Origin of the sequence: Paenibacillus sp. UNC496MF, assembly GCF_900113915.1 — a bacterium.
Classification (GTDB): Bacteria; Bacillota; Bacilli; order Paenibacillales; family Paenibacillaceae; genus Paenibacillus_Z; species Paenibacillus_Z artemisiicola.
This window is the reverse complement of record NZ_FORE01000006.1, coordinates 587,046-603,143: the sequence shown is the minus strand read 5'-3', so window position 1 is coordinate 603,143 and position 16,098 is coordinate 587,046. Positions and strand designations below refer to the sequence as shown.

At 66.4% G+C, this 16,098-nt stretch carries 11 protein-coding genes and 1 pseudogene; 11 read left to right on the top strand and 1 reads right to left on the bottom strand.

All coding sequences use genetic code 11. The annotated features are described in order from the left end of the window. The first annotated feature begins 201 nt into the window (after positions 1-201). The 5 genes from BMZ79_RS11225 to BMZ79_RS11205 all read left to right on the top strand — a co-directional run bounded on the left by BMZ79_RS11225 (position 202) and on the right by BMZ79_RS11205 (position 6,181). Positions 202-1,491 (top strand): ABC transporter substrate-binding protein, encoded by a 1,290-nt coding sequence (locus BMZ79_RS11225; protein WP_090639849.1) that lies wholly within the window; start codon positions 202-204, stop codon positions 1,489-1,491. A gap of 87 nt (positions 1,492-1,578) precedes the next feature. Continuing rightward, positions 1,579-3,405 carry an ABC transporter permease gene (locus BMZ79_RS11220; protein ID WP_090639847.1) on the top strand — a complete coding sequence of 609 codons (1,827 nt, stop codon included), beginning with the start codon at positions 1,579-1,581 and terminating at the stop codon, positions 3,403-3,405. A gap of 1 nt (position 3,406) precedes the next feature. After that, positions 3,407-4,570: an ABC transporter ATP-binding protein gene (locus BMZ79_RS11215; protein WP_090639844.1), complete on the top strand. Its 1,164-nt coding sequence runs from the start codon at positions 3,407-3,409 to the stop codon at positions 4,568-4,570. Next, the gene (locus BMZ79_RS11210; protein WP_090639842.1) at positions 4,542-5,300 is read left to right on the top strand and encodes a PHP domain-containing protein; all 759 of its coding nucleotides are present in this window, start codon (positions 4,542-4,544) and stop codon (positions 5,298-5,300) included. Before BMZ79_RS11215 ends, BMZ79_RS11210 begins: the two co-directional genes overlap by 29 nt. Next, positions 5,297-6,181, top strand: a complete 885-nt coding sequence (locus tag BMZ79_RS11205; protein ID WP_256252663.1) for a MurR/RpiR family transcriptional regulator — start codon at positions 5,297-5,299, stop codon at positions 6,179-6,181. The genes BMZ79_RS11210 and BMZ79_RS11205 overlap by 4 nt, the downstream gene beginning before the upstream one ends. 360 nt (positions 6,182-6,541) lie before the next feature. On the opposite strand, the gene BMZ79_RS11200 is transcribed toward BMZ79_RS11205, so the two are convergent. Further along, positions 6,542-7,438: a helix-turn-helix transcriptional regulator gene (locus BMZ79_RS11200; protein ID WP_090639840.1), complete on the bottom strand. Its 897-nt coding sequence runs from the start codon at positions 7,436-7,438 to the stop codon at positions 6,542-6,544. A gap of 189 nt (positions 7,439-7,627) precedes the next feature. Between BMZ79_RS11200 and BMZ79_RS35585 the strand changes: the two are divergent. The 6 genes and pseudogenes from BMZ79_RS35585 to BMZ79_RS11175 all read left to right on the top strand — a co-directional run. Beyond that, positions 7,628-7,735 (top strand): annotated as a pseudogene (locus tag BMZ79_RS35585) (short-chain dehydrogenase); the annotation flags it as partial. Positions 7,736-7,781: 46 nt separating this feature from the next. After that, positions 7,782-8,072: an SDR family NAD(P)-dependent oxidoreductase gene (locus BMZ79_RS11195; RefSeq protein WP_143088930.1), complete on the top strand. Its 291-nt coding sequence runs from the start codon at positions 7,782-7,784 to the stop codon at positions 8,070-8,072. 83 nt (positions 8,073-8,155) lie between these two features. After that, entirely contained in the window at positions 8,156-9,253 is a 1,098-nt protein-coding gene (locus BMZ79_RS11190; RefSeq protein WP_090639782.1) for a mandelate racemase/muconate lactonizing enzyme family protein, read from the top strand. Position 9,254: 1 nt separating this feature from the next. Then, a complete protein-coding gene (locus BMZ79_RS11185; RefSeq protein WP_256252662.1) occupies positions 9,255-11,666 on the top strand; it encodes a glycoside hydrolase family 95 protein in 2,412 nt (803 codons plus the stop codon). 123 nt (positions 11,667-11,789) lie between these two features. Continuing rightward, a complete protein-coding gene (locus tag BMZ79_RS11180) occupies positions 11,790-14,090 on the top strand; it encodes a helix-turn-helix domain-containing protein (RefSeq protein ID WP_090639780.1) in 2,301 nt (766 codons plus the stop codon). A 150-nt stretch (positions 14,091-14,240) separates the two neighbouring features. Next, entirely contained in the window at positions 14,241-15,884 is a 1,644-nt protein-coding gene (locus tag BMZ79_RS11175) for an extracellular solute-binding protein (RefSeq protein WP_090639779.1), read from the top strand. Positions 15,885-16,098: the final 214 nt, after the last annotated feature.

Below are 16,098 nucleotides of genomic sequence, written 5' to 3'. Positions count from 1 at the left end.
CCAGCCATTTGTGTACGCAGCGTGAACGCGGGCGGGCCGACAAAAATAAATTAAAATTACCATTTATCATATATAAATAGTTTTTTACCGAATATCCATGTGACGGTAACATGTCGCTGACAATACGGGCCTATAGTTCAGGGAGAGAAGACAACCATACGAGATGCGGCCGCGCGACGGCCCATCGCCTAGGAGGATATCATGAAACGGTTCAATCGGCCCCATCCCCGCAAGCCCGCGCAAGCCGCGCTCGTCTTCGCATCCGCCGCCTTGCTGCTGACGGCCTGCGGCCAGAACGGCGGCGCCGACGACGCGAATCATGCCGCGAACAACGCCGCGAACGCCGATACGTCCGCGAACGCGAACGGACAAGCGTCCGGCGGGAACGGCGGCAATGGCGCGGCCGCGAACGGCGGCGCAAGCGGCAACGCGGCTTCCGGCAGCGCCGGCGCGGCGGAGGATTCGCCCGACGCGCTGTACGCGAAAGCGAAGGAAGAGGGCAAGGTCATCGTCTATTCCACGTCCGGACGCGCCAACGACGCCGCGGAGACGTTCATGAAGCAGTACCCGGGCGTCAAGGTCGAGGTGAGCAAGGTCAAGTCCGACGAAATGATGGACAAGGTCATGAAGGAGCAGGATGCCGGCCAATTCAATCCCGACGTCATCATCACGAAGGAAGTGAGCGGGGCGGTCGAGGAGGAGATGGTGAAGCCTGGCCGCTACATCAAGTATCTGCCGTCGGACATCGCGCCGAAGGTCGACGAGCCGTACCGCACGCAGGCGGAAGGCTATGCCGACTACGTGGAGTTCCGGACGATCTTCTATAACGCCTCTCATTATAAGCAGGCGCCGGTGACCAACTGGTGGGACCTGACGACGCCCCAATTCAAAGGCAAGGTCTACACGGCGGATCCGCTCAGCTCGCCGGCGTTCATGGACCTGTTCACGACGATGGTCAACAACAGCGACGACATGGCGGCGGCGTACAAGGAGAAGTTCGGCAAGGACATCGAGCTGCACGGCACGGAGAACGCCGGCTACGAATACATCCGGGAGCTGTTCGACAACGGCCTGATCGTCCTGAAGGGCAGCGACGACGTCCTCGACGCCATCGGCAAAGCGGACAGCGGCGCGGTCGGCCTCGCGGTGTCGGGCGACGTCTCGAAGAACGAGGAGAACGGCTGGACGATCCAGCCGATCTACGACATCAAGCCGAAGACGGCCGTGCCGGATTCGGGCTACTTCTTCCTGGCGAACAAGGCGCCGCACGAAGCGGCCGGGAAGCTGTTCCTCCGCTGGATGATGGGCGAGACGGACGGCAAGGGCGCCGGGCTCGATCCGTTCAACGAGGTCGGCTCGTGGGTGCCGCGCTCCGACGTGCAGACGAAGAACGACATGCCGTACGAGCAGCTGAACCTGTGGGCGTTCGACGGCGAAGCGCTGTACAATGCCGCGCCGAAGGTGCGCGATTTCTGGATCAAGCAGAAGTAACGGGCAGAAGCATCAAGCAGAAGCAACGAGCAGAAATAACGAGCAGAAATAACGAGCAAAAAGTAACCGGCAGAGGTGGAGAGAGCATTGGCGAACAAACCGGCGCCGGCCGGCTACCGGGGGCGCCCGCTGAACCGGGCGCTCGATTGGCTGCGGCATCCCGTCCACGCGATCGGGACGGCCGCCCTTCTCTTTTTGGCCTATACGGTCGTCTGGCCCGTCCTGCGCATCGCCTGCACGACGTTCGTCTGGCGGCAGCAGGACGTCCGCCTGACGGAGGCGGCGAACCCGGGGCATTTCACGCTGTACCATTGGACCCGCGTGCTGGCCAGCGACATGAGCGCGTCGCTCTTCTATAAGCCGATCCTGAACTCGCTCGCGGTCGGCGCGGCCGTCTCCGCGCTCTCGCTGGCGCTCGGCTGCGGGCTCGCCTGGCTCGTGACGCGGACGGACATGCCGCTCAAGCGGACGATTTCGTTCCTCGCGGTCATTCCGTACCTGCTGCCCGCCTGGATTCTGTCGCAGGCGTGGCTGACGTTCTTCAAGAACGGCAGGATCGGCGGAACGCCCGGCATTCTGCAGTCGCTGCTGCACGTCTCGCCGCCGGACTGGCTGTCGTACGGCTTCGTGCCCATCGTCGTCTCGCTGTTCCTCCACGACAGCGTCTTCTTCTTCCTGATCGTCGGCGCCGCGCTGAACGCGATGAACGGCCAGCTCGAGGAGGCGGCGAGCGTGGCGGGGGCGAGGCGGCTGACCGTGCTGCGGCGGATCGTCCTGCCGCTCGTGCTGCCGTCGATCCTGTCGGGGTTCATCCTGATCTTCACGAAGGCGATCGGCGCATATGGGGTGCCGGCGCTGCTCGGCACGCCCGTCGATTTCTACATGATCTCGACCATGCTCTACTCCAGCATGCGCTCGCGGCTGACGACCGAGGCCAACGTGCTCAGCCTGACGCTGATGCTCATCTCGATGCTGGCGATCTACCTCAATCAGCGGGCCGTCGGGCGGCGGCGCAGCTACGTCACGGTGACGGGGAAAGGCGCCGCGCGCACGCTGACGCCGCTCGGCGCCTGGCGGAAGCCGGCCGCGGCGGCGGCGGGACTGGCCATGGCGGCGGTCGCCGTCGTGCCGCTGCTCGTGCTGCTCGCGCAGTCCTTCATGCTGAAGGAGGGCCACTACGGCTTCGGCAACCTCACGGCGCATTACTGGTGGGGCGGCTCCGACCCCGACATCAACACCGGGGAGAAGGGCGTCATGCGGAACCCGATCTTCCTGCTGGCGCTTCGCAATTCGCTCTATATCGCCGGCGCCGCGTCGGTCATCGCGGCGGTCGCGGGGCTCGTCCTCGGCTACGTCGCGGCGCGCGGCCGGCACACCTGGCTCGGCCGGGCCGTCGACCAGGCGTCGTTCCTGCCGGATCTTATCCCGGGCATCTCGCTCGCGGCGCTCTACATTTCGATGTTCGCGAAGCCGACGCTGTTCATTCCGGCGCTGTACGGCACGATCTCGCTGCTCGTGCTCATTACCGTCGTGAAGGAGCTGCCGTTCACCGTCAAGGCGGGCGGCGCCGCGATGATGCAGATCGGGGCGGAGCTCGAGGAGGCCGCGCAGATCGGCGGGGCGTCGTGGTTCATGCGGTTCCGGCGCATCCTGCTGCCCTTGACCCGCAAGAGCCTCGTGTCCACGTTCCTGCTCGTGTTCATCGGCGCGATGAAGGAGATGGAGCTGATCATCATGCTCGTGACGCCGCGAACCGAGACGCTGACGACGCTCACCTTCTACTATGCCGAGAAGGGCTACGAGCAGCTGACCAACGTCATCCTGATGATCATCATCGCGATCGTCATCGCGGTCTACGCGATCGCGGTCAAGTTCGGCAAGGCGGATCTGACGCAAGGAATAGGAGGTTCGTGACATGGCGGCCATCGAATTGACAGACATCCACGTGCGCCTGCAGCGCAAGCAGGTGCTGAGCGGCATCGACCTGACGATCGAGACGGGCGATTTCATCACCTTCCTCGGCCCGTCCGGCTGCGGCAAAACGACGCTGCTGCGCACCATCGCCGGCCTGCAGCGGGCGGATGCCGGAACGATCGCGATCGGCGGCCGGGAGGTCGCGAACGGCGCGACGGCCTTCCATCTGGAGCCGTCGAAGCGGGGGCTCAGCCTGGTGTTCCAGAGCTATGCGCTGTGGCCGCACATGACCGTGTCCGACAACGTCGCGTTCGGCCTGCAGGTGCGCCAGCTCGGCAAGGCGGAGATCAAGCGGAGCGTGCGGGCCGCGCTCGACGACATGCGCATCGCGGAGCTCGCGGACCGCTACCCGGGCGAGCTGTCCGGCGGGCAGCAGCAGCGCGTGGCGATCGCCCGCGCGATCGTGACGCGGCCGGACATCCTGCTGCTCGACGAGCCGCTCTCGAACCTCGACGCGAAGCTGCGCGTGGAGATGCGCGCCGAGCTGAAGCGGCTTCATCAGGAGCTGAACACCACGATTGTCTACGTGACGCACGACCAGCAGGAGGCGCTGTCGCTGTCGACGCGGGTCGCCGTGTTCTTCGGCGGGCGCATCGTGCAGACGGACAAGCCGCGGGAGCTGTACCGGCATCCGCGCACGCTGGAGGTGGCGGACTTCCTCGGCAGCGCCGGGCTGCGCCTGAACCGGCTCGACGGCGTCATCGCCCGCGAAGGCGGCCAAGCCTGGCTGAGGACGCCGGTCGCGGCGATCCCGCTCGCGCAGAGCGGCCTCGAGGACCGCCAGGAGGCGATCGTGACGATCAAGCCGGAGGACGTCCGGCTGCACGGCCGGCCTGGCGAAGGCCGCGTGGCCGCGCGGGTGGAGGCGGCGTTCCCGTCCGGCGCGGAGACGCTCGTGCAGCTGCGCGCGGGCGAAGCGTCCCTGACGGCGCGCGTCATGGGCGACGCGGAGTACGAGCCCGGCGACGTGCTGTACGCGGACCTGCGCAGGTCCAATCTGAATTTCTACGACAAACGGACCGGCATGCGCCTCGCGCATGTCGCGCCGATTCCGAACCCGATGGAGGAACCGCACCATGAAGATCGACTTTCACATTCACGTTAAGCTGTCCAAGAAAACGAATTTCGAGCGCGAGCATTTCGACAGCATGGTCCGCGAGGCGCGGGCGCAGGGGCTGGACGCGATCACGCTGACGGAGCATTTCAACACGCATCGGTTCGCGGACGTGTACGGCACGCTGGACGGCCTTTACCCGTGCAACGATCACTATTACGATGTGGAGGGCTTCCGCATTTTCACGGGCATGGAGGTCGACGTCGCGGAAGGCGGCCATATTCTGGTCAGCGGGCCTAAGGACAAGCTGCTGGAAATCCGCGAAGCGCTGGAGCCGCATACGGCGCCGGGCGGCTTCATCGGCCTCGGGCGGCTGTTCGGGCTGTGCGAGCCGCGGGGCATGCTGGTCATCGGCGGCCATCCGTTCCGCGCTTCCAACCCGCTGCATCATATCGGCCGGGACCTGCTGCGGCGGTTCGACGCGTTCGACCTGAACGGCAAGGATCTCCACGAGATCGGCATTCAGGAGAACATCGCGAAAGTCCTGACGCTCGGCGAGGAGCTGGGCGTGCCGGTCGTCGCGGGCAGCGACGCGCACCAGCTGTTCCAGGTCGGCTGCGTGCATAATGAATTCGCCGGGACGTTCGAGACCGTGGCGGAGCTGAAGGCCGCCATCCGGGCGGGCGCGTACAAGCGCGTCATCTCGCCTTCGCTCGACCTGCAGGTGCGGGCGGCGAACACGGTGAAGAAGCTGCTGAAGAACAAGAAGGAAGTCGTGTGACCGGCCCGCGCGAAGCGGACGGGGACCGGAAGGGGAAGGCGGGAGTGGAGACGTTGTTCGCGGACAAAAAATTCACGCGGGGCCATCAGCGGCTCGCCGACTATATCAGCAAGCACATGGACGACATTCCGTTCATGGTCGAGGATGATCTGGCGCAGGCGTGCCAGGTCAGCATCTCGACCGTGTCGCGGTTCTGGGCGGAGATCGGCTGCCGGAACATGAAGGAGTTCAAGCAGCGGGTGAAGGACGAGGTGCTGCTGTCGCCGTCCCGGAAGCTGCAGTCGGCCTTCGACAAGGCCGGCGGCGGCCACGGCGCCGGGGCGAACGTGCTGGCGACGGCGGATTACCTGCGGCAGACGGCGGACCGGCTGGACCAGGCGGCGTTCGACGAAGCGGTCGGCCTGCTCGGCCGCGCGGGCTGCGTCCATCTCTACGGGCCGGGGTCGGCGGAGAGCCTGGCGGCGCTCCTGGACTTCCGGCTGACCCGGTTCGGCGTGCAGGTCCGGCGGCTCGACCGCGGCGGCCACGAGCTGTTCGACCGGCTGCTGCACGTCAAGCCGGCGGACGTCATCGTCGTCTTCGGCTTCGTCTCCGAATCGCCGGAGATGGCGGTGCTGTTCGACTTCGCGAAGGAGCGGGGCTGCAGGACGCTGCTCGTGACCGATCTCGTCGTGAGCGCCATGCCGGAGAAGGCGGACGTCATGCTGTACACGGCCCGCGGCGAGCTGTGGGAGTTTCACTCCATGGTCGCGCCGGTCGCGATGATCGAGGCGCTCGTCGCCGCCGTCGGCAAGCGGCGGGAGGACGAGGCGCTGCGCGGCGGCGACGAGCTGCACCGGCTGCGGCGGCAGTACCAGAAGTGGCTGCCGAAGAAGGCGTAGCCGCCGGGCGCGGCTTGATTGAAAGGCAAAAGGTTGTTCAAGGCCGCCTGCGGCTTTGGACGGCCTTTTTTGCGTTTTGGAGCGGGGAGGCCGCGCGGGCGGCGGAAGCGATACGGTGCGGGCGGAGCGGAGCGGTACGGCGAGGAGCTGTGCGGCCCGTGAGGGCCGGCGTGGTGCGGGCATTGGTGCGGCCACGGGTTGGCCGCCGACCTCCGCGCGCCGGCCGTCACGGCTTTCCGCCCGCAGCCGCCGGCCTCCGCGCGCCGACCGTCACGGCTTTCTGCCTCGCGCCTCCGGGCCGCCCGCGCCGACCGTCACGGCTTTCTGCCTCGCGCCTCCGGGCCGCCCGCGCGCCGGCCTTCACGGCTCCCCGCCACGCACTTCCGGGCCGTCCGCGCGTTCGCGGCGCGGGTTGAGCCGGTACTGCTTCGGGCTGACCCCGTAGTAGGCGCTGAAGTGGCGGGTGAACGGGTGAATCGACGGATAGCCGAGCCGCTCGGCGATCGCCGTGATGCTGAGGTCGCTCTCCTGCAGCAGGCGCAGGGCGCGCCGCATCCACAGCCGATGCTGGTACGCCTTCGGCGTCATGCCCGTTTCGCGCAGGAACAGCTCGTGGAAGTACGTCCGCTTGAGGCCGCAGAGCGTCCACCACTGCTCCACCGTTTCGCGGCGCTCGGGGTTCGTCTCCAGCTGCTCCAGCAGGCGGACGATCCGGTAATCCCGGGGGCGGCGCGCATGGACGGCGTTGTGCCAGCTGAGCATCCACGCGTACAGCAGGCTGTTGACCGTTTCGGCGCGGTAGAAGTTCAGCTCGTTGTACAGCTTCACGATATGCAGGAACGCGTCGTACAGCTGCGGATGCGGCTGCAGCGAGAATACGCCGGGCAAGCCGTCCAGCTCCGCGCAAAGCTCCGAGGCCGACTGCTCGGGCAGCCGGAAGGGTTGGGGCGCGTAGATGAACGTCCGATGCGTCGACACCGGGGCGCGGTCGTCCCACAGGTCGCAGTACAGGTTGTGCGAGGCGAGCGGGTGCGACGGCGAGATATGGAACGCGTGCGGCTGGCCGGGACGCAGGAAGACGAGCGTGCGATTGCCGATGGGATAGCGGACGCTGTCGATCTCCATCTCCCCCGGTCCGTCCGTGAAGAGATGGAACGCGTAGACGCTGCAGACGCGCAGCCCTTCGTTGGAGCTGCCGTCGTAGAGGTAGGGCATGGAGTCGCCGACGAAGGGGGTCAGCTCCGCCAACGTTTTCATAAGCAGGATCCTCCGGCGCATGGCATGAGTGGTGGTGAACGATCAGACTAGCGGATGAATCGTCAACTTTTTGGATCGGCGTGCAAATACGGCCGCTACCGTCCATGATACGATAATCGGACAAGGAAAAAAAGCACGCCGCGGGCCGTCCCGGCGCTAGTGGAGGACGGCCCGCGGCGAAAGGAGGGGATGGCCATGCGGTTCGCGGGCCAAATCGCGATCGTGACCGGCGGAGGTTCCGGCACCGGGGAGACCGCCGCGATGCGCTTCTCCGAGGAAGGGGCGTCCGTCGCTGTCGCGGACTGGAACGAAGCCGACGGCGAGCGCGCGGCGGAGCGGATCAATGCGCAACTGCCGGAGGCGGCTGACGGCCGGCCGCGGGCCGTCGCGGCGCGCGGACGTCTCGCGGGAGGACGACGTCAAGCGGCGGATCGAGACCGTCGTCGCGGCGTACGGCAGGCTCGACGCGCTGTGCGACAACGCCGCGGTCATCCGCCCGGGCTCGCGCGAGGACATCGACGATCCCGCTTTCGACCGGCTTTCCTCGCGAGCACCTTTCGGCGTTCGTCACCGGCGTCGCGCTGCCCGTCGAAGGCGGCGCTTCTTTAAGGCGATTGACGATTCGCGCGCTTAACCGTTAACGGCCAGTTTTCTCCCGCGAGAGCGGACGGCCGGATCATTCCCCCATTACACGCATGCGAAAAAGGAGAATCCTTCATGATCATTACCAAAGTCGAAACGTTCGTGCTGCACGTGCCGATCACGCCGCCGATTACCGACGCCATCAACGTTGCCACCCACTGGGGGCTGTCCGGCGTGCGGATCCACACCGACGAAGGGATTACGGGCTGCGGCTACACGGGCACGTGCGCGCAGGGCGACGAGATGATCGTCGACACGATCGACCGCTACTACGCGCCGGAGCTGATCGGCAAGGATCCGTTCATGGTCAAGGAGCTGTGGGACGCGATGCGCTTCGGCAAAATGCACTGGATCGGCCGCGCCGGCGTGACGCACATGGCGCTCGCCGCCGTGGACATCGCGCTCTGGGACATCATGGCGAAGGCCGCGAACAAGCCGCTCTGGCAGTACCTCGGCGGCCATAAGAGCAAGGGCATCAAGGCGTACAACACGAACGGCGGCTGGCTGAACTGGTCGAAGGACCGCCTGCTGAAGGACGTCGTGGCGATCGTCGGGCAGGGCTTCGCCGGGGTCAAGATCAAGGTCGGCAAGCCGGATCCGCGCGAGGACTACGACCGCGTCAAGGCGGTGCGCCAAGCGATCGGCGAGGACCCGATCTTCATGATCGACGTCAACCAGCAGTGGAACGTGAACACGGCGATGACGTGGGGCAAGCGACTGGAGGAGTTCAACCTGTTCTGGCTCGAGGAGCCGCTCAACCCGGACGACATCATGGGCCACAAGAAGCTGGCCGACGCGCTGAACGTGCCGATCGCGCTCGGCGAGCACGTATACACGAAGTACGCGTTCCGCGATTACATCCACAACGGCGCGCTGGAATACTGCCAGGTCGACGTGACGCGCGTCGCGGGCGTGACCGAGTGGCTGCAGGTCGCGGGCCTCGCCGCCGCGTACGACGTGCCGGTCTGTCCGCACGTCGGCGACATGGGCCAGATTCACCAGCATCTCGTGGCGGCGACGCCGGGCGCGTTCATGCTGGAGTACATCCCGTGGATCCGGCATATTTTCGAGGAGCCGGCGACGGTCAAGAACGGCTTGTACGTGCTGCCGGAACGGCCGGGCGCGTCCACGGACATCATCCCCCGCTATTTCGACGAATACCGGGTGAAATAAGATGAGCGACAAGATGAGCGGGATGAAGCTTCGGTACGACGGGCCGGCGGACGGCTGGAAGCAGGGACTGCCGCTCGGCAACGGCCGGCTCGGCGCGGTGGCGCACGGGGGACATGAACGCGAGACGTGGTGCGTGACGGAGATCACGTACTGGTCGGGACAATCCGAGCCGTCGCCGACCCCTTCGCGCGGCCGAGCGGACCTCGACGCGATGCGCGAGCGGTTCTTCGCGGGCGATTATGCCGGCGGCGAGGAGATGGCGAGCCGGCTGCTGCAGGCCGAGAAGGGCAACTTCGGCACGAACCTGCCGCTGTGCGACGTGCGGCTGAGCTTCGGCGCCGGCGCGGATGCCGCGGGCGGCGCGGCCGGCGCGGGCGGCTCGCAAACGGACGCCGTCGGCGGCACGGCGGGCGGCGACGCTGCCGCCGCGCAAGGCGCCGGCTTCGCCCGCGAGCTGTGCCTCGAGGAGGCGCTCTACCGCGCCGGCGGCGAGGCCGGCGGCATCCGCCGCGAGCTGCTCGCCTCGCATCCGGACGGCGTGCTCGCCGCGCGGCTGTGGCGCGACGAAGCGGGCGGCGTGTCGTTCGCCCTCCGGCTGGAGGGCCGGACGGATCGCTTCGCCGTCGCCTCGCCGGCTGCCGGCGCGCTCGCGTTCGAGAGCCGGGCGACGGAGACGATGCACAGCGACGGCGCCTGCGGCGTGCGGGCGCGCGGCGCCGTCCGGGTGGTCGCGACGGGCGGCGCGGTCGCCGCGGACGGGGACGCGATCGTCGTGCGCGGCGCCGACGAGGCGCATGTCTACTTCGCCGTCGAGACGGATTACCGCCAGGACGGCGACGGATGGGCGCGGGCGGCAGAGGACCGCGCGGCGCGCGCCGCGGCGAAGGGCTACGCGGCGATCCGCGCGGCGCATATCGCCGACTACCGCGCGCTCTACGCGCGCGTCGCCGCCGACTTCGGCGACTCCGGCGCGTCGGCGCTGCCGCTGGACGCGCGCATGAAGCGCCTCCGCGAAGGCGGCGACGATCCGCAGCTGTTCGCGCTCTTCTTCCAATACGGGCGCTACCTGACGATCGCGGGCTCGCGGGCCGATTCGGCGCTCCCGATGCACCTGCAGGGCATCTGGAACGACGGCGAAGCGAACCGGATGGCGTGGAGCTGCGATTACCATTTGGACGTCAACACGGAGATGAATTACTACCCGACCGAAGCGGTCAACCTGGCGGAGAGCCACCTTCCGCTCCTGCGCTACGTCGAGCGCCTGGCCGAGGCGGGCCGGGAGACGGCGCGCGCGTACTACGGCTGCGAGGGCTGGACCGCGCACGTCTTCTCGAACGCCTGGGGCTTCACCGCGCCCGGCTGGCATTATTCGTGGGGGCTGAACGTCACGGGCGGCCTGTGGATCGCGAACCAGCTGCGCGAGCATTACGCGTACGGGCTGGACGAACGGTTCCTGCGCGAGACGGCGTATCCGGTGCTGCGGGAAGCGGCGCGCTTCTTCCTCGATTACATGACGGTGCACCCGGACTGCGGCTGGCTCGTGACGGGGCCGTCCAACTCCCCGGAAAACAGCTTCTACGCCGCCGGGGACGAATCGCGCGCCTACGCGCTCTCGATGGGCCCGACGATGGATCAGTCGCTGGTCCGCGACCTGTTCGCGTTCTGCCTCGAAGCGGGCGAGCGGCTCGGCGCCGACGAGGCGCTGCGGGAACGGCTGCGCGCGGCGGCCGACCTGCTCCCGCCGCTCGCGATCGGCGCGAACGGCCGGCTGCGGGAATGGCTGGCCGATTACGGCGAAGCGCAGCCGGACCACCGCCACCTGTCGCATCTGTACGGCCTGTATCCGGGCGCGCAGATCACGCCGTCCGGCACGCCCGAGCTGAGCGAGGCGGCGCGCCGGACGCTCGTCGCCCGGATGCGCGGCGAAGGGCTGGAGGACGTGGAGTTCACGCTCGCCCTCTTCGCGGCCAACTTCGCGCGGCTGCACGACGGCGACCGCGCGTACGACCAGCTCGGCTACTTGATCGGCGAGCTATGTTTCGATAACCTGCTGACATACTCCAAAGCGGGCATCGCGGGCGCGGAGACGAACATCTTCGTCGCGGACGGCAACTTCGGGGGCACGTCGGCCATTGCGGAGATGCTGCTGCAGAGCCATGCCGGCGAGCTTCGCCTGCTGCCGGCGCTGCCGGCGCGGTGGGGCACGGGGCGGGTGACGGGGCTGCGGGCGCGCGGCAACGCGGAGGTCGACCTGGCGTGGCGGGACGGCGAGCTCGTCGAGGCGACGGTCCGGGCCTGCTCGCCGCTGCGGACGACGGTCCGTCTCGGCGGGACGGCGATTCCGCTCGCGCTGGAGGCGGGCGGAAGCCTGCGGCTCGACCGGGCATCCTTCGCGGCCGGGGAGCCCGCGTAAGCACGGCGTCCGCAAACGGACAACCGCGGGGCTTCGGCGCCAAGCGGTTGTTGCGCCCGGGATTGCATACGGCGAGAGAGGCGATATAATGTATGGAGATACGGGTTAGTGGGGGGACGACGCGTGAACAGGCACTCCAGGATTTTCCGCAGCTTCTTGACATCGTATATCGTCATCCTGATCATTCCGAGCCTCGCCGGGTACATGTCGTACCGCACTTCGATCGCCGTGACGCAGTCCGTCTCCATCGAGAACAGCGTGACCCAGCTTCAGAACAGCAAGCAGATCCTGGAGCGCCGGATGGCCGAGGTCGAGGGCTTCACGCGGCAGCTCGCGCTCAATCAGGACCTGTACGTGCTGATGAACCAAAAGAAGGACATCGACGACGGCAACGTATACGGGATTTGGAAAATCATGAAAGAGGTCATGGTCTTCAGCCAGACCAACGATTTTTTGAAGAACTACTACATTTACCTCCGCAACGAAAACGTCGTCCTGACGCCGGGTTCCGCGTATTTCCGGCCGGAGCATTACTACGAGTACGGGCATTACGACGACATGGATCAAGCGCAGTGGCAGCAGCAGGTGCTGGACCGGACGCACAGCCGCGAGATCCTGCCGATGAAGCCCTTTACCATGAACGGCACGCAAACTTCCGTCATCTCGTATATGCAATCGCTTCCACTGGACAGCTTCGGGTCGCAGGCGCCCGCGACGGTCGTCGTGCTCATCGACCAGAAGACGGTCGCGAGCCTGCTCTCCGGGGTGAAGGACCGCTACGGCGGCGGCTGGACGTACGTCAGCAACGCCGAGGGCGATCCGATCAGCATGGCCGGCATCGACGAAGGCGAGATTAAGGCCATTAATGCCGACGGGGCGTTCGACAAGGCGAAGCAGAGCCAATTTTACCGCGACGACCTCGTGATCACGATCCGCTCGGCCGCGACCGGCTGGGTGTACCGGGCGGGCATTCCGCGCAAGGCGCTGATGGAGAACGCGAACACGATCAAGTACATCACGTGGTCGGTGACGGGCGCGGCGCTCCTGATCGGCCTGGCCGTGGGCTGGATGCTGTCGCACCGGAACAGCGCGCCGATCAACCGGCTGCTCGGCGTCGTGCGGGAGCAGTTCGGCAAGGACGAGCCGATCGGGCGCAACGCCTACGACTTTCTGCAGGGCAACATCGCGACGATCATCACGAGCAACCGGACGCTGGAGCAGGAGCTGACCCGGCAGCAGCCGCTCATTCGCGACGCGTTCCTGAAGCGGCTGCTCGCGGGCGAATTCCAGACGCGCGAGGAGATCGAGGCGGCCGCCGCGCAGGCGGACACGGGCCTCGCGCTCGGCCGCGGCAGCGTCGGCATCCTGCACATTCACGGTTACGCGGGCCTTGATTCGGTCGATATCCTGAACGAGCTGAGCGCCGCGCGGCTCCTCTTGAAGCAAAGCCTGCGCGACATCGACGGCCGGATTCTGATGACGGACCTCGGCTCGGACCGGGTGGTCGCGATCTTCCCGGCCGAAGGCGGCGACGCGGACGCGGAGGCGTTCCGGACGGCCGTCCAGGCGCTGCTCGACCCGTTCGCGGCGTACCTGTTCAGCGAGTACAAGATCACGGTGACCGGCTCGTTCGGCGAGCGCTTCGACTCCGGCATGGAAGTGAGCCGCTCCTACGAGCAGGCGAAGGAGACGATGGGCTACGCCGACTACACGCAGCGCAAGGGCATGCTCTGGTACGCGGACATCCGCCAGGAGAGCACCACGTATTATTATCCGCTCGACATGGAGCTGCGCCTCATCAGCACGATCCGCGCGGGCGACGAAGAGGAAGCGAAGCGCATCGTCCAGTCGGTCATGCAGCAAAACACGGAAGACCGCGAGCTGTCGCCGGAGATGGCGAACCAGCTGATCGGGGAGCTGAAAGGCACGCTGCTGAAGCTGCTCGACCAGAAGGCGTTCGCCGAATCCGACCGGTTCGAGGACGCGAAGGACCGGATCCTGGCGGTCCAGCTGGCGGGCTCGATCGAGGCGATCCGCGGCGAGCTGAACGGCATCATCGAGACGCTGTGCGGCATGATCACGAGCAAGAAGAACGATCTGCACATCCGCACGGTCGAGCAGATCAAGCAATTCGTCGCCGAGCAATATTCCGACGCCGAGCTGACGCTGTACCGGATCGCGGAGCAGGCGGAGCGGCCGGAGAAATACATCTCGCAGCTGTTCAAGGAAGTGACGGGCACGAACCTGTCCGACCACCTGGAGAAGGTGCGGATGGACCGGGCCGCGGAGCTGCTGCGGGGCAAGGCGCTTACCGTGGACGAGATCGCTTCGCAGGTCGGCTACAACAGCTCGCACTCGTTCCGACGCGCGTTCAAGCGGGTCATGGGCGTGGCGCCGAGCGCCTACCGGCAGTCGTTCGACTGACGGAAGCGCGATTCGCCGGCCGAACCGGACGAGACCGTCCCGCGCGAGCGCGGGCGATCCGGCGACGAAGACCGCACTCATTCCATTTCGATCCCACCAGCCGTACCCCATCCCATTCGCCGGAAAGGCAAGAAAGGAGCGGACATGCTTATGAAGCTTCGCCTCGGTATCCTCCTCCTCGCGATCGGCCTGCTGCTGGCCGCATGTTCGTCGTCGCCCGAGCAGCCTCCGGAGGAGAAGACGCCGGAATCGGGCGCGATTCCGATCCGCGTCTTCGCGCAGCAGGATGCGGGTCAGAACCTGCAGACGAACGCGTTCTCGAAGTATTTGGAACAAACGTACGGCGTCAAGTTCGACTGGGACGTCATCCCGTACGAAGGCGCCAAGGAGAAGCGCCAAATCTCGCTCGCAAGCGGCAATTATCCGGATACGTATATTTTGACCGCGTACATCGATCAATTCTCCAAGGCGGAGGAGCTCCGTTACGGCAAGCAGGGCATTTTCCTGCCGCTGAACGACCTGATCGACAAGTACGCCCCGCACATCAAGGCCGCGTTCGAGCGGAACGAAGCGCTGCGGGAGCTGAACACGGCGCCCGACGGGAATATCTACGGGCTCGTCAGCTACAGCGAATGCTTCCACTGCTCGTACCCGAACAAGATGTGGCTGAACCGGAAGTGGCTGGACAAGCTGGGCTTGTCCATGCCGAAGACGACGGCCGACTTCAAGCGCGTGCTCGAGGCGTTCAAGAAGGACGACCCGAACGGCAACGGCGCCGCGGACGAAATTCCGCTCAGCGGCTCGACCGAGGACTTCGGCGTGCGCATCGTGCCGTTCCTCATGAACGGCTTCGTCTACGACGACGACCGCGACTATCTGATGCTGAAGAACGGCAAGGTGGACACGGCCGCGAACAAGCCGGAATGGCGCGAGGGGCTCGCCTATATCAAATCGTTGTATCAGGAAGGCTTGATCGATCCCGGCGCGTTCACGCAGAGCGCGGAGGCGTACAAGAAGCTCGGCGATAACGACGGCGTCGAGATTCTCGGCGCCGGGGCGGCCATGCACCCGGAAATTTTCGTGGGCGGCGAGACGGGCAGCAACCGCTCCCGCGACTACGCGCCGGTGCCCCCGCTGACCGGCCCGCACGCGTCTTATGCCGTGCACGACGAAGGGGGCATCAATCCGGGCGCGAAGTTCGTCATCACGAACAAGGCGACGCCGGAAGCGCAGGTCGCGCTGATCCGGATGATCGACTACATCCACACGCCGGACGGCCAGATCCACGCCGAATCCGGAGAGGAGGGCGTCGGCTGGCGCAAGCCGCTGCCCGGCGAGCAGGCGCTCGGCAAGGGCGTCAAGCCGTTGTTCGCCGGCGTGGTCAAGCCGGAGGGCAGCCCGCCGACGAACACCGGCTGGGTCGGCACCGGCCACTTCTACATGCCGAAGTCGTACCGCGACAGCTGGGTGCAGGGCACGGACATGTACGCGCCGGACGGCTACGAGCGCCGCTTGCAGGCGGCGACGGAATTGTACGCCGGCAAGGAGCCGAAGAACCTGTTCCCGGCCTGGAACGTCTGGGTCGACGACGCGTCCGCGCAGCAGGCCAACATGCTGGAGACGAACCTCAAGAACTACATCGACCAGAACACGCTGCAGTTCATCACCGGCGCGCAGGACTTGGACGCCGAATGGGACGCCTACGTCCGGGGCTTGGACGACATGGGCTTGTCCGCGTACCTGGCGATCATGCAAAAAGGGTACGACGATTATCTCCATGCCCGTTCCAAATGAGTCCCATCCCGGTCCGCTTCGGCGGCCGGGATTTTTTTATGCCGGCCCGCCAAATGGAAGATGAAAGGGTTTTCGCCGCTTACGGACGCGGCGGAGGCCCTTTTTCGTGAAAAGCGCTGAAAATGGCCGCGAAACGGCCGATTGTCCCCCGGAAAACGGGGCAACTGTACGTTCAAAACCGCAAATGTACCTATCCCGATAGCGGCGGCGGACG

Excerpts from the sequence above, each read along its gene's own strand:
- BMZ79_RS11225 (WP_090639849.1), top strand. The coding sequence starts at position 202 with ATGAAACGGTTCAATCGGCCCCATCCCCGCAAGCCCGCGCAAGCCGCG.
- BMZ79_RS11215 (WP_090639844.1), top strand. The coding sequence starts at position 3,407 with ATGGCGGCCATCGAATTGACAGACATCCACGTGCGCCTGCAGCGCAAG.
- BMZ79_RS11210 (WP_090639842.1), top strand. The coding sequence starts at position 4,542 with ATGAAGATCGACTTTCACATTCACGTTAAGCTGTCCAAGAAAACGAAT.
- BMZ79_RS11200 (WP_090639840.1), bottom strand. The coding sequence starts at position 7,438 with ATGAAAACGTTGGCGGAGCTGACCCCCTTCGTCGGCGACTCCATGCCC.
- BMZ79_RS11195 (WP_143088930.1), top strand. The coding sequence starts at position 7,782 with ATGCGCAACTGCCGGAGGCGGCTGACGGCCGGCCGCGGGCCGTCGCGG.
- BMZ79_RS11190 (WP_090639782.1), top strand. The coding sequence starts at position 8,156 with ATGATCATTACCAAAGTCGAAACGTTCGTGCTGCACGTGCCGATCACG.
- BMZ79_RS11185 (WP_256252662.1), top strand. The coding sequence starts at position 9,255 with ATGAGCGACAAGATGAGCGGGATGAAGCTTCGGTACGACGGGCCGGCG.
- BMZ79_RS11175 (WP_090639779.1), top strand. The coding sequence starts at position 14,241 with ATGAAGCTTCGCCTCGGTATCCTCCTCCTCGCGATCGGCCTGCTGCTG.